14 protein-coding genes are annotated in these 12,995 nt (G+C 71.0%); 6 read left to right on the forward strand and 8 right to left on the reverse strand.

Features of this window, described 5'->3' with window-relative positions:
* Positions 1 to 19 precede the first annotated feature (19 nt).
* Genes AC07BS_RS26705 through AC07BS_RS26720 form a run of 4 tightly spaced genes read left to right on the forward strand, consistent with a single transcriptional unit; the run spans position 20 to position 3,453 of the window.
* Positions 20 to 1,435: an MFS transporter gene (locus AC07BS_RS26705; protein ID WP_478641959.1), complete on the forward strand. Its 1,416-nt coding sequence runs from the start codon at positions 20 to 22 to the stop codon at positions 1,433 to 1,435.
* Positions 1,436 to 1,437: 2 nt separating this feature from the next.
* The gene (locus AC07BS_RS26710; protein WP_478641961.1) at positions 1,438 to 2,025 is read left to right on the forward strand and encodes an RNA polymerase sigma factor; all 588 of its coding nucleotides are present in this window, start codon (positions 1,438 to 1,440) and stop codon (positions 2,023 to 2,025) included.
* Positions 2,022 to 2,828: an MGMT family protein gene (locus tag AC07BS_RS26715; RefSeq protein ID WP_478934716.1), complete on the forward strand. Its 807-nt coding sequence runs from the start codon at positions 2,022 to 2,024 to the stop codon at positions 2,826 to 2,828. The genes AC07BS_RS26710 and AC07BS_RS26715 overlap by 4 nt, the downstream gene beginning before the upstream one ends.
* A gap of 19 nt (positions 2,829 to 2,847) precedes the next feature.
* Positions 2,848 to 3,453, forward strand: coding sequence for a methylated-DNA--[protein]-cysteine S-methyltransferase (locus AC07BS_RS26720; RefSeq protein ID WP_478641966.1), 606 nt, complete (start codon positions 2,848 to 2,850; stop codon positions 3,451 to 3,453).
* On the opposite strand, the gene AC07BS_RS26725 is transcribed toward AC07BS_RS26720, so the two are convergent.
* The 7 genes from AC07BS_RS26725 to clpS all read right to left on the reverse strand — a co-directional run bounded on the left by AC07BS_RS26725 (position 3,416) and on the right by clpS (position 10,215).
* The gene (locus AC07BS_RS26725; RefSeq protein WP_478934717.1) at positions 3,416 to 4,105 is read right to left on the reverse strand and encodes a LysE family translocator; all 690 of its coding nucleotides are present in this window, start codon (positions 4,103 to 4,105) and stop codon (positions 3,416 to 3,418) included. The genes AC07BS_RS26720 and AC07BS_RS26725 overlap by 38 nt on opposite strands.
* The gene (locus tag AC07BS_RS26730) at positions 4,105 to 4,458 is read right to left on the reverse strand and encodes a Rieske 2Fe-2S domain-containing protein (protein ID WP_478934718.1); all 354 of its coding nucleotides are present in this window, start codon (positions 4,456 to 4,458) and stop codon (positions 4,105 to 4,107) included. The genes AC07BS_RS26725 and AC07BS_RS26730 overlap by 1 nt, the downstream gene beginning before the upstream one ends.
* Positions 4,449 to 5,867, reverse strand: coding sequence for an iron-containing redox enzyme family protein (locus tag AC07BS_RS26735; RefSeq protein ID WP_478934719.1), 1,419 nt, complete (start codon positions 5,865 to 5,867; stop codon positions 4,449 to 4,451). The genes AC07BS_RS26730 and AC07BS_RS26735 overlap by 10 nt, the downstream gene beginning before the upstream one ends.
* A gap of 51 nt (positions 5,868 to 5,918) precedes the next feature.
* Positions 5,919 to 6,956 (reverse strand): class I SAM-dependent methyltransferase, encoded by a 1,038-nt coding sequence (locus tag AC07BS_RS26740; RefSeq protein ID WP_478641976.1) that lies wholly within the window; start codon positions 6,954 to 6,956, stop codon positions 5,919 to 5,921.
* 611 nt (positions 6,957 to 7,567) lie between these two features.
* Complete coding sequence (locus AC07BS_RS26745; RefSeq protein ID WP_478641978.1) at positions 7,568 to 9,016, reverse strand: amino acid permease; 1,449 nt, start codon at positions 9,014 to 9,016, stop codon at positions 7,568 to 7,570.
* A gap of 294 nt (positions 9,017 to 9,310) precedes the next feature.
* Positions 9,311 to 9,904, reverse strand: a complete 594-nt coding sequence (locus AC07BS_RS26750; protein ID WP_478641981.1) for a DUF2017 domain-containing protein — start codon at positions 9,902 to 9,904, stop codon at positions 9,311 to 9,313.
* On the reverse strand, positions 9,904 to 10,215 hold the full coding sequence (gene clpS, locus AC07BS_RS26755; protein WP_071963615.1) for an ATP-dependent Clp protease adapter ClpS: 312 nt from the start codon (positions 10,213 to 10,215) through the stop codon (positions 9,904 to 9,906). Before clpS ends, AC07BS_RS26750 begins: the two co-directional genes overlap by 1 nt.
* Positions 10,216 to 10,348: 133 nt before the next feature.
* On the opposite strand from clpS, the gene AC07BS_RS26760 reads away from it, so the two are divergent.
* Positions 10,349 to 11,689 carry a nicotinate phosphoribosyltransferase gene (locus tag AC07BS_RS26760; protein ID WP_478934720.1) on the forward strand — a complete coding sequence of 447 codons (1,341 nt, stop codon included), beginning with the start codon at positions 10,349 to 10,351 and terminating at the stop codon, positions 11,687 to 11,689.
* A gap of 225 nt (positions 11,690 to 11,914) precedes the next feature.
* Positions 11,915 to 12,508, forward strand: coding sequence for an isochorismatase family protein (locus tag AC07BS_RS26765; RefSeq protein WP_478641987.1), 594 nt, complete (start codon positions 11,915 to 11,917; stop codon positions 12,506 to 12,508).
* A gap of 36 nt (positions 12,509 to 12,544) precedes the next feature.
* Here the strand turns inward: AC07BS_RS26765 and AC07BS_RS26770 are convergent, their stop codons facing one another.
* Positions 12,545 to 12,901, reverse strand: coding sequence for a hypothetical protein (locus AC07BS_RS26770; protein WP_478641989.1), 357 nt, complete (start codon positions 12,899 to 12,901; stop codon positions 12,545 to 12,547).
* Positions 12,902 to 12,995 lie beyond the last annotated feature (94 nt).

Consider the following 12,995-nt stretch of genomic DNA (forward strand, 5'->3'; position numbering starts at 1 on the left):
GATGGGCGAGGAGGCTGACGTGTCGAGCGGGCAGCGATGGCGGCTGCTGGCGGTCCTGCTGGCCGCGCAGTTCATGGCCAACGTGGACACCGCCATAGCCAATATCGCGGCGCCGTCCATCCAGGCGAGCCTCGGCGCCTCCGGCGGCGAGACGGGCCTGGTGGTCTCGGGGTACGTCGTGGCCTACGCCGTGCTGCTGGTCACCGGGGCGCGGCTGGGCGCGGCCCACGGCCACCGCCGGGTCTTCAACGCCGGGATGGCCGTCTTCACGGCGGCCTCCCTGGCCTGCGCCCTGGCCCCCGGGCCGGTGACGCTCATCTGCGCCAGGGTCGTGCAGGGCGCGGGGGCGGCGCTGATGGTCCCCCAGGTGCTCAGCGGCATACAGCTGCACTTCACCGGCAGTCAGCGGATGAAGGCGCTGGGGTACTACGCCGTCGCCCTCTCCGGGGGCGCGGTGGCGGGGCAGGCGCTGGGCGGTGTCCTCATCGCCGCGGACCTGTTCGGCACGAGCTGGCGGCCGATCTTCCTGATCAATGTGCCGGTCGGGCTGGTGCTCATCGCGGCCGCGCTGCGGGTCATGCCCGCCGACGACGGCGAGCGCGAGGAGCAGCGGCTGGATCTGCGGGGCATGGCGCTGCTGTCGGTGGCGGTGCTGCTGCTCATCGTCCCGCTGCTGCTGGGCACCGATCAGGGCTGGCCGCTGTGGATGTGGGTGTCGCTGGTGGCGAGCGGCGGGGTGCTGGTCGCGTTCCGGCGCAGTCAGCGCCGGCTGTCCGCCCGGGGCGGCAGGCCCCTGATAGCGGAGGAGGTGATCCGGGAGCCGGCGGTGCGCTGGCCGTTGATAGCCCACGGCGTGACCACCCTGACGTACTTCGCCCTGCTGTTCGTCCTGGCGGTGTATCTGCAGGACGGCCTGGGGCACGGGCCGGCCTACGCCGGGCTGGCGATGGTGTCGTGGGTGACGGCGTTCGGTTTCGCCGGGCCGCTGCTGGCCCGGGTGCCGGAGGAGCGGAGGGCGCTGATGCCGGTGCTGGGCTGCCTGATCCTGGCCGTGGGCTATCTGTCGGTGTGGCTCTATCTGCTGGCCGGGCACCGCACCGGGCCCCTGCTGTTCGTGCTGCTGGGCGTCGGCGGGCTGGGGCTGGGCATCAGTTCCAACGCCCTGATCGGATGGATGACCTTCGCGCTGCCCGACCGCTACGCGGCCGATCTCTCGGGGGTGATCAGCACCAACGCCCAGCTGTGCGGGGCGCTGGGGGTGGCCACCCTGGGGGGCGTCTATCTGGCTCTGGCGCGGGGAGGTTCGGCCCGGATCTCCGCCGGCGCGCTGGCGGTCGCCCTGGGCGTCTCCGCGGTGCTGGCCCTGCTCAGCGCCGTGGCGGCCCACCTGGGCACCCGGCATGCAACCCATCGGGCGCCATCAGTGTTCACCTAGTAATGGACGAGATGGCAGAGCAATTGACTGACCGCTTGGCCATGGACCTCGACAACGGCTTCGTGGAACTGGTCCGGGTTCATGGCTCGGCGATCCGCACGTATCTCTTACGCCTCACCGGTTCCGCGGCTGAAGCGGACGACCTGGGTCAGGACACGTTCCTGCGCGCCTATGTGGCGCTGCGGGAGTACTCCACCGCCCGTCGCCGTGCGCTGCGCCCGCGGGCATGGCTGATGAGCATCGCCATCAATGTGTGGCGCAATGACATCAGATCGAAGAGCAGACGCCCGGTGCCCGCCGGGTGTGTCGAGGACAGCGGGATCGTCTGGCCGGACGAGCGGCCGGGCCCCGAGGAGCGGGCGGCGCTCGGCGCCGACCGCAAGGTGCTGGTCGACGCGCTGGCCGCCCTGCCGGAGCGTTACCGCGTGGCGGTGGTCCTGCGCCATGTGGTCGGGATGAGCTATACCGAAGTGGCCGAAATCCAGGGCTGTCCCGTCGGGACGGTCAAGGCCCAGGTGTCCCGGGGACTGGCCCGGCTCCGCGAGCTGCTGGAACGGGGTGAGCTGATGCAGGAGGAGGTGATGAGGTGAACGGAAAGGATGACGGGGGGCCGGTGGACGGCGAGTTGGAACGTGCGCTGGCGGGCCTGGCCGAGGCGTCGCCGACGGGCTTCGAGTTGCGGATCCTCCGGGCCGTGGGGATCCCGGAAAGCCGCTTCGACACCTACACATATCTGGAGGCGCCCGCGGGCGGGCTCTATGTGGCCAGTCGGCGGGAGGAGTTGACGGGAGCGCTGCTGGCCGCGGAGGTGGCGGACGGCAGAGCCTTCGAGGAGCGATATCTGAAGCGCACGGGGCGCTCCGCCGTCAGCACGACGGCGTCGCCGGCGGGGGTCCGTACGGCGCTGCGGACCGGCCGGGCCAAGCGGCTGAGAGTGGATCTTTCCGGGCTCACAGAGGTCGAGCAGGCGGTACTGACGGCCGTCCGGGCCATTCCCGGCGGGCAGTTGAGGCCCATATCCTGGCTGGCCCGGGAGGCCGGTCTGCCCGACGGCGGCCCGGTGGTCGAGGCGCTGGCCCGCAATCCCCTCCACCTGCTCATTCCGTGCCACCGCGTGGTGGACGACGACGGCCTGCCGTGCGACGCGTCCTACGGCCGGCCGGTGGGGGACGCGCTCCGGCGCGCCGAGGGGCTCGACCCCGATTTCATCGACGCTCTGGCGGGCCTGCGTACGCTCTTCCTCGGCAGTGACACCACCCAGATCTACTGCCATCCGACGTGCGCCCACGCGCGCCGGATCACCGCACCCCACCGGGTGCCGTTCCGCTCCGCCGGGGAGGCCCGGCACGCGGGCTACCGCCCGTGCAAGAGCTGCCGGCCGCTCGCGGCCTGAGCCGGACGAGGAGTCCCTCTTGTACAGCCAAAGCACGTCCCCCCTGGCCGAGGCGGCCGTCGTCGTCCATGACACGTCGCTGGGCCGGCTGGTCCTGGCGGCCGGCGACGGAGCACTGATCTATTGCGGCTTCGCCCATCTGGACATGGCCCGAAGACGGATCGCACAGCGGGCCCGCGCCTGCCTGGTGGACCCGGCGGCGTTCTCACCGGGACAGACGGCGGTGCTGGCGCGGGCGCGTTCCGAGATCGACGACTATCTCGCCGGGCGGAGCCACTCGTTCACCGTGCCGGTGGACCTGTGCCTGGCCACACCGTTCTGCACGGAGGTGCTGGTCGCGCTGGACGACCTCGTCCCGTACGGCTGGACCACCACCTACGCGGAGGTGGCCGCGCGGCTGGACCGGGCGGGGGCGGCCCGGGCGGTGGGGGCGGCGCTGGGGGCCAACCCCGTGTGCATCGTGCTGCCCTGCCACCGGGTGGTGGGCGCCTCCGGGCGGCCGACCGGGTACGCCGGCGGCGTCCCGGCCAAGCGGGCCCTGCTCGCCCTGGAGGCGCGGGAGGGGTCCCGGTCGACGGCGTCCCCGCTCATCCGCTCAGCGCCAGACGGGCTGCGAAGCCGATGAAGACCAGGCCGACCAGCCCCTCGGTGAGACGGCCCAGGCGGGAGGGGGAGCCCCCCTCGCCGGTCCGCCCCGCGGCCCGTCTCCTGGCGACGGCCCAGGTCCGGAGCGCGTGGACCGTCATGGTCAGGAAGCCGAGCCAGAGGGCGGCCAGCCCCAGGTGCACCGCCGACAGCACGGCCATGCTGCGCGCCGACGGGGCGCCCGCGGGGACGAACTGCGGCAGATAGGCGAGGAGGAAGAGACCGACCTTGGGATTGCCGCCGGTCGTCAGCAGTCCCCTGACGAAGCAGCGGCCCGCCGATTCGGCGGACCGGACGGCGTCCCCGCCGCCCCCGCCATCCGGCCGCGCGCCGCCGTCCGTGCCGGGCGGGCGGACGGCGGAGCGCAGGGCCGCGGCTCCCCAGAGGAGCAGCAGGGCCGCGCCGCCCCACTGCAGGGCGGTCAGCAGGGCGGGTTCGGTCCGCAGGAGGAGGGAGACGCCCGTCAGCGCCAGGGTCGCGTGGACGACCCCGGCGCAGAGCATCCCCAGGGCGGCGAAGGCCGCCGGCCGCCGGCGTCCGGTGCGCAGCACCAGCTGGGCGACCAGGACCGAGTCGGGCCCTGGGGTCGCGATCAGCACCAGGGAGGTGCCCAGGAAGACACCGCTGACCATCAGGCCGCCGGACCGCCCACCCGTTCGCCCCCCAGGTCCGGGGAGAGCGGCCGGTGCCGCCAGGCGATCCCGGCGTCGCCGGGGCCGTCGATCACGGCGGTCACCGTGTCGCCCCTGCGGACGGCCGGTACCTCCCGGCGGAGGCGGGTGAGGGAGACCTTGCGTTCGTGCCAGGGGCACACCAGCCGGTTGCGCTGGGGCGACACGGCCGCCAGATGAAGGGGGCCGCCCCGGTGCGGGCAGGTGGCGGGCATGACGAACGCTCCCTCCGCGGTGCGGGCGTAGACGAAGGGGGTGCCGTCGACCTCGACGCAGTTGCGCGGCCCGGCGACGGAGAAGGTGACTACAGGCACTTCTGGTAATCCCCCACGGAGTGGATCTGGTAGACGCATTCCTCGGATTCGATGATCGCGCCGTGGAGCCGGTCGCGCTGGATGACGGTGCCCTCGCCGGCTTCGAGGATCTGGTACGAGTCGAAGCCGCTGACGAACTTCATGGTGCCCGAGACGATGTGGCACAGCTCGTCGCCCTCGTGGCTGTGGGTGTTGGAGAGTTCGCCGTAGGGCTCGACGATGTCGGCGACGGGGGCGGTGACCCGGCCGCTGGAGATGGCGTCCCAGACGGGGGCGTGGAGCTTCTTGTACTCCGGGCCCCGGTCCATCCAGTCGATCTGGGTGGCGAAGTCGTCGTCGGCGATCTCCTGGACGACCCGGTACTCCTCGATGCCGCGCACGATCTCGGGGATGATCTCCTCGCCGTGCGCCTCGATGAGCGGGAGGATCAGCTTGTCCATGGCCATGCGGCCGTGGTGCTGGTCGATGTGGACGTGCTCGGTGAAGTACTCGGTGTCCACGGTGTCGCCGAAGACCGCCTTCAGCAGGGCGTCGGCCCGGCGGCAGAAGTCGACCAGGGTGGCCTCGGTGTAGAAGAGGGCGCCGACGTAGCGGAAGAACAACTCGTGGTTCTTCCCCAGGTAGTGGAAGTAGTTGTTCATCAGCAGGCTGCTGTTGAGGTAGTACTGCCAGTACCGGTGGATGTCGGACTTCAGGCCGACCGATTCCAGGGTGCGCTCGAAGAGCAGGCTGTGCTTGGTGTCGTGGACCCCGTAGCCGTACTCATCGATAATGATCTTGAACCATTCGGACTGCGGCGCCCCGTAGTGGCCGAGGACGTTGCGGATCATCGGCGACGCCTCGGACAGGAAGTCGGGGGCGAACTGGATCAGCCACATACGCGCGGCGCGCTCCCGGTCGACCGAGCCGAGGATGGCCTTCTCGGAGCGGGACGGCTCGCCGGTGCCGTAGGGGTCCAGGGACTCGACGTAGGAGGCGAAGCTGTCCTTCGTCCAGGTCCCCGAGACCTCGACCTCCTCGTCGAGGAAGCCGAAGGCGAACCGCTCCAGGGCGGGGCGGATCGCCTCGCCCAGGGCCCGGTTGGTGGAGCTGTAGAACCGCTTGAAGTCCTCGGCCCGGCCCCGCAGGCCGGCCCGGGGCATGAACACCAGGTCCGCCTCGTAGACGCAGGTCAGCACCCGTTGCGCGGCCAGGCCGCTGTACTCCAGGATGCGGTCCCGGCCGGGCACCCGGTCGAAGTCCAGGTGCCGCAGCACCTGCGGGCGCAGCTGCCGCCGGTAGGGGTTGTCGTCGTTCTCCCATTCCTCGTTGTCGAGGTAGACGGGGTTGGAGGCGTACCGCACGACCGCGTCGCGCAGGGCGTCGCCGTGGAGTTCGTACGGCTCGTAGGTGAAGGGGGTGTGGCTCATGGCGCCGGCGTCACCTTTCTCTGAGGACCGTCGGGAGGTTCCGGGAATCGTTCAGGACGCGCTCAGGAGCACGTCCGACCAGCGCAGCTCGAAGTCGAACCACTCGCCGGCCGCGACGGGGACCGGCTTCTCGAAGAGGATGAGGGCCTGCATCCAGTGGGAGGTGGGGTTCCGCGGGGAGTTGTGCAGCGTGACACCCCCACCCAGGTCCATCTCGAACCAGGCCACCAGGGCGTGCGCCTCGCCGTCGGCGGTCGCCCGGAGGGACAGGGGGCGCCGGCCGGGGCCGAGCGGGCCGGACTCCAGGTCGAAGGAGACCAGCTCCTGCGGATCGGAGAGCATCTCGTGGGGCCAGGTGTTCAGGCGCACGGGGAAGTGCCCCCGGGTGGCCGCGGCGTTCATCAGGGAGACGTCGAATCCGGCGGCGGTGCCGACGCGGTTGAGTCCGGCGATGGCGTCGCTCTGGACCAGCCGGCCGTGGATGCGGGCCGCCACCGGCATCATCAGTCCGCCGGGGGCCAGCAGCCGTTCCCTGGCGTCCCGTACCGAGGGCAGCAGCCCCTCGCCGATCAGCCCGCAGTCGACGATCTCGGAGACGAGCACATCGACCCGGCGGTCGAGGTCACGGCCGATCTCCAGGCGGGTGGAGCGCTTGTCGAGGACGGTGATGACGTCCGACATCCCGTGCTCGGCGACGGTCTGGCGGGCGATCTCGGCGAGGAGCGGGTTCTCCTCGCAGGTGTAGACGTGGGAGGCGCCCGCCCGCACGGCGCTCATGGCCAGCAGACCGGTGCCGCTGCCGATGTCCAGGACGACGGCGCCCGCCGGGACCCGTCGCTTGAGGGCCTCGCCGAGGGCCGCGTTCCGCTCGCTGTCGTTGAGCATCGCGAAGTGCCAGCGGGGCACGGTGCTCCTGGCGATGTCGGCGAACACCGCCGAGCCCGGCCCGGTCAGGCCCTCCGGGTCCGAGAGCGCCTCGGTGGACGCGTCGATCAGCCGGCCGATCTCACGGGCCTGCGTCTTCAGGGCGGCCAGCATCAGGCGCATGCCCGGGGATATCTCGTGACCTGTATCGATGATCTGGCTCATGGCGACGCCTGCACGCTCCTTCACAACAGTCTCATGACGGGGGGAAATCAGGGAGACGATTATTCGGTGCGGATATCCGGCGAATAGGCGGCGGATATCTGGCGGTGCAATATGTGGCCGGTGCATATATGTCGGTGCGGATATATGGCGGTGCGAAATGCGCGACGGTACGACATACGCTGCGGTGCGCCCCGCCACCCATCGGCGGGCACACGGGTCGGGCCCGGTACGGCCTGCGCCGGACACCGTGGGCGGGGCTTCGGCCCGCGCCCCCTCAGTGGTCTAAGCCAACCGCGAGGTTGTCGCGGCACGCAACTAAAGAAACGGTAAAGCGGCCCGGTCCGAGGGCATAGGACAATCCCATACCCGGCCCCCTCGTCGTAGCGTTCCCGCTGGTCGGAGAAGGGCATGCAACCCGTTCGATTCCGGCGGTGTTAGTACCTGTACGGGGGCCTTGCGTCCCCGGCGCGGAAAAACCAGATCAACTGCATGGTTCACATCGCGCCAGACCGGCCGGGAGGCGACCTCGACACATCCCCCGGAAACGCCGAACCCGCCCGTACCGGAACGGTACGGGCGGGTCCTGGGCGTGCGGCCGGACGGGAAGTCCGTCAGGCGGCCTGCGAGTAGTCCTTGCGCTCGAACGCCTGCGGGTTGCGCTTCTTGAGCACGAGGTACGAGACCCACATGATCGCCGCCCAGACGGGGGCGCAGTACAGCGAGACCCGCGCGTCCTTGTCGATGCCCATCATCACGATGACCATGAGGATGAAGGCGAGGGCGAAGAGGCTGGTCCACGGCGCGCCGGGGGCCCGGAACGCGGACTGCGGGAGCTCGCCGCGGTTGGCCTTGCGGCGGTAGCGCAGCTGCGCGACGAGGATGACGATCCACGCCCACATACCGGAGATGGTCGCGAAGGAGACGACGTAGTCGAACGCCTTGCCCGGCCACTGGTAGTTGATCCAGACGCCGACCAGCATCAGCGCGGCGGAGAAGGTCGTGCCGCGCAGCGGCAGACCACCCTTGGTCAGCTCACCGAAGAACTTCGGACCCTGGCCGTTGAGCGAGAGGTCGCGCAGCATACGGCCGGTGGAGTACATACCGGAGTTGCAGGACGACAGCGCCGCGGTGAGGACGACGAAGTTGACGATGCCGGCGCCGGCCGGCAGACCGATCTTCTGGAACGCGGCCACGAACGGGCTGACGCCCGGCATGAACTCGCCCCACGGGACCACGGCCAGGATAATGATCAGCGCGCCGATGTAGAAGACCGCGATACGCCACGGAACGGTGTTGATCGCCTTGGGGAGCGTCTTCTCCGGGTCCTTGGCCTCGCCCGCGGTGACGCCGACCAGCTCGACGGCGAGGAAGGCGAACATCACGATCTGCAGGGTCATCAGGGTGTTGCCGATGCCGTGCGGGAAGAAGCCGCCGTCGTTCCAGAGGTTGGCGACGGTGGCGGTGTCACCGGCGTCGGAGAAGCCGATGGTGAGCACGCCGATACCGATGAGGATCATGCCGATGATGGCGGTGACCTTGACCATCGAGAACCAGAACTCCAGCTCACCGAAGAGCTTCACGGAGATCAGGTTGGCGAAGTAGAGGACGACGGTGAAGACCAGCGCGGAGACCCATTGCGGAATGGAATGGCTCCAGTACTGCACATAGGAGGCCGCGGCGGTCACCTCGACGATTCCGGTGACGACCCAGAAGAGCCAGTACGTCCATCCGGTCACATAGCCCCAGAAGGGACCGAGGAACTCTCGGGCGTAGTCCGAGAAGGAGCCCGACACCGGGCGGTACATGAGCAGCTCACCGAGCGCTCGCATGATGAAGAAGATGACCAGGCCTGCGATCGCGTAGGCCAGGATCAGGCTGGGGCCGGCCTTCGAGATGGCCTTGCCCGCGCCGAGGAAAAGACCGGTGCCGATGGCGCCACCAATGGCGATCATCTGAATCTGCCGGTTGCCCAGCCCCCGCTGGTAACCCTCGGAAGCGTCCTGTCCGCTTCCCTCTCCGTCCCGCACTGCGGTGCGGTCGGCGACCTGCTCAGAGGTCATGGTGGTGCGCCTTTCTCCATACCGACCCGGTTGCTCCGGATCGGGTTCCGATCCCCCCGGATGGAGTCCTGCAAGTGCCGACGGTCGGCCGGCTCAGCGCTCCCGCCGTGACAGGGGTGGCGTCACGGAGGCAGGTCGGCAAGATGTATCACGTGTGACGGGAAGATCGTCCGACTCGTTATGACGCGCGCCACAAACAAAAGCGGACAAAAGCAATAACGGCGGCCAAGAGCCGCCGTCACAGTGATTCGATCGTTATCCGGAATTGAGCGTTCGCTGAGCGAACGGCCCGTTTCAGGCCATCAGGGCCTCGACCAGCGTCTCCTGGAGGCCGCCGAGCCACAGATAGGCCATGACCATCGGCTTGCGCGGATCCTCGTCCGGCAGCCGGAAGAGCGCGTCACCGTCGTCCTCGTCCGTGATCTCCAGCCGGGTGCCGATGGTCAGCCGGAGATCGTTGAGCGCGCCGAGCCACTGGCGGCACTGTTCGGGAGGGAGCCGGAGCACCGCGGCGCTGTCGCCCGCCACCGCGAGCGAGTCCAGCGAGCGGACCATGCCCAGGGCGTCCTCGCGCTTACGGGCGCGCAGGTCGTTCTCGGTGTAGCGGCGGAATTCGGCGGCGTGGGCGCGCTGCCGCTCGTCCTGCTCGGCGCCCGGGTCGCCGTAGGCGTCGGGGAACAGCCGGGCCAGGGCCGGGTCGGCCGGGGGCTCGCTGGGGCCCTCCGCGAACAGCCGGGCCAGCGGGTCGGCGGCGTCCGGGCCCTCGCCCTCACCCGGGCCGATCAGCTCCAGCAACTGCACGGCCAGGCTGCGCAGGATGGAGACCTCTACCTCGTCCAGGGCGACGGCGGCCCCGCCGCCGGCGAGCGGCTCGAAGTGCCCGGCCATCAACGGTCCTGCGACAGGGTCGCCCAGAGCCCGTAGCCGTGCATCGCCTGCACGTCGCGCTCCATCTCCTCACGACTGCCACTGGAGACCGTCGCGCGGCCCTTGTGATGGACGTCGAGCATCAGCCGGTGCGCCTTGTCCTTGGGGTAGCCGAAGTAGGCCTGGAACACATACGTCACATAACTCATGAGGTTGACGGGGTCGTTGTGGACCAGGGTTACCCAGGGGACGTCGGGTTCGGTCACCGCGAAGGGCGACTCGCCCGTTTCGGGCCGTTCGATCTCGACCGGTGCAACACTCACGCTTCCCATGCTGCCACTCGGCCCGGCGCGACGCACAAACGGGGTCCCCCTGAGCGCGCCGCGGGCCGGGGTTCCGTAGATCACGTCGGATCCCGCCCCAGAAATCGTCAAACTGACGAGAGCCGGGGGTAGCATCGTCGTCATGAACGCTGCGGACCTGAGGCTCCCGGTCGACGTGCCCTCGACGGCCCTCTTCACCGACCGGTACGAACTCACGATGCTGCAGGGCGCCCTGCGCTCCGGAACGGCGGACCGGCGCTCGGTCTTCGAGGTCTTCACCCGCCGGCTGCCCGAGGGCCGCCGCTACGGCGTGGTGGCCGGCACCGGCCGGGTCTTGGACGCCGTGGAGAACTTCCGCTTCGACAGCGGCGTGCTGGACTTCCTCGCCGAGCACCGGATCGTCGACGGACCGACCCTCGAGTGGCTGGCGGACTACCGCTTCCGCGGCGACATCTGGGGCTACCCCGAGGGCGAGGTGTACTTCCCCGGCTCGCCGATCATGCGGGTCGAGGGCACCTTCGCCGAGGCGGTCCTGCTGGAGACGGTGATCCTCTCCATCCTCAACCACGACTCCGCCGTCGCCGCGGCGGCCTCCCGGATGTCGGTGGCCGCGGGCGACCGGGCCCTGATCGAGATGGGTGCCCGGCGCACCCACGAGCTGGCGGCCGTGGCCGCCGCCCGCGCCGCCTTCGTCGGCGGCTTCACCTCCACCTCCGACCTGGCCGCGGGCTTCCGCTACAACATCCCGACGGTCGGCACCAGTGCGCACGCCTTCACGCTCGTGCACGACAGCGAGCGCGACGCCTTCACCGCCCAGGTCGACTCGCTCGGCGCCGGCACCACCCTCCTCGTGGACACCTACGACGTCACCGAGGCGGTCCGGATGGCCGTGGAGATCGCGGGCCCGGGCCTCGGCGCGGTCCGGATCGACTCCGGCGACCTGCTGCTGCTCGCCCACCGGGTGCGGCAGCAGCTGGACGACCTGGGCGCCAAGGAGACCCGGATCGTCGTCACCAGCGATCTGGACGAGTACGCCATCGCCTCGCTGGCCGCGGCCCCCGTGGACGCCTACGGCGTCGGCACCCAGCTGGTGACCGGCAGCGGCCACCCCACGTGCTCGATGGTCTACAAGCTGGTCGCCCGCGCGGACGCCCCCGGCGCGGACGCGCCGCTGCGGCCCGTGGCCAAGAAGTCCATGGGCGCCAAGACGTCCGTCGGCGGGCGCAAGTGGGCGGCGCGCCGGGCCGACGCGGCCGGCGTGGCGGAGGCCGAGGTCGTGGGCACCGGCGAGATCCCGGCGGAGCTGGCGGACCGGCGGCTCCAGGTGGAGCTGGTCCGGGGCGGCGAGGTCGTCGCCCGTGAGCCCCTGGACGCGGCGCGTGACCGGCACCGGCGGGTCCGCGAGGGGCTGCCGCTGTCCGCGACCCAGCTCTCCCGCGGCGAGCCCGTCCTGCCGACGGAATTCCTCCCGGACACCCCCTAGGACCGCCCGGGGGCGGCCGCGCCCGGGCCGACCAGCCCCGGAACGCCCCGGGAAGATCCCGGGGCGCTGCCCGGGCACGGCGGCCGGGCCGGGCCGGGGCCCCTCGGGCGGAAGCCTCCGGGAGCCCCCGAGTGCCCCTCCCGTAACGCAATCCGAGTCACTACCCTCGGTCACACAGGGTTGATCGCATCGTCGGCCGAGGGCCCCTCACAAAGGATCTGCACCATGAACCGTGCGCTGATCGTCGTCGACGTGCAGAACGACTTCTGCGAAGGCGGCAGCCTCGCGGTGGCCGGCGGCGCCGACGTGGCCGCGGCGATAACCGACCTGGTGGGCGAGGCGCCCGCCGGATACGCGCACGTCGTCGCCACCCGTGACTTCCACATCGACCCCGGGGAGCACTTCTCCGCGCACCCCGACTACGAGAAGACCTGGCCGCCGCACTGCGTGGCGGGCACCGAGGGCAGCGGCTTCCACCCGAACTTCGCCCCCGTGCTGGCCTCCGGCGCCGTCGCGGCCGTCTTCGACAAGGGCGCCCACTCGGCCGCCTACAGCGGCTTCGAGGGCGCGGACGAGAACGGCACGTCGCTGGCGGACTGGCTGCGCGAGCGCGGGGTCACCGAGGTGGACGTGGTGGGCATCGCCACGGACCACTGCGTGCGGGCCACGGCCCTGGACGCCCGGCGCGAGGGCTTCGTCACGCGCGTCCTGCTCGACCTGACGGCGGGCGTGGCCCCGCACACCACCCGGCGGGCGCTGGAGGAGCTCCGGGCGGCCGGAGTGGAGCTCAGCGGCGAACCGGTCGTCCGGGGCGACTGAGGGAGGCCGAGGCCGTCCGAGGGCCTCTGAGCGCCCTCAGGGGGCCGCGGCGGGGCCCCGTGGCGTACCCGCGGTCCTGCCGCCGCGCAGCAGGGCGGCGATCGGGTGCCAGGACTCGGTGTCGTCCTCGGGGACGGACCGCCAGACCACCCCGTCCGGGTGGTGGAGCACGGCGGTGATCTCGTCGGGGACGGGCGGCTCGGTGTTGCCGCGCAGGTAGACGGAGCGCAGCCCCAGGTTGCGGAGCCGGGTCAGGGCCCGGGCGCGGTTGGCGGCGTGGACCAGGACGCGGACCCGCGCCCCGGGCCGGGAGCCGTCCTCCGGCGGCACGGTCAGCGACAGGGCGACGACCACGCTGCCGTCGGGGAGCCGGGCGTATCCACCACCTGCCACGCGCCTCACGCCTCCCTCGGGTCCGGGGATGCCGGTAAGACCATCATGAGCATCATGAGGGGCATTCTCAGCACGACCGGCCGCCGCCCGCCAG

This window comes from Streptomyces sp. NPDC044063 (assembly GCF_056434285.1).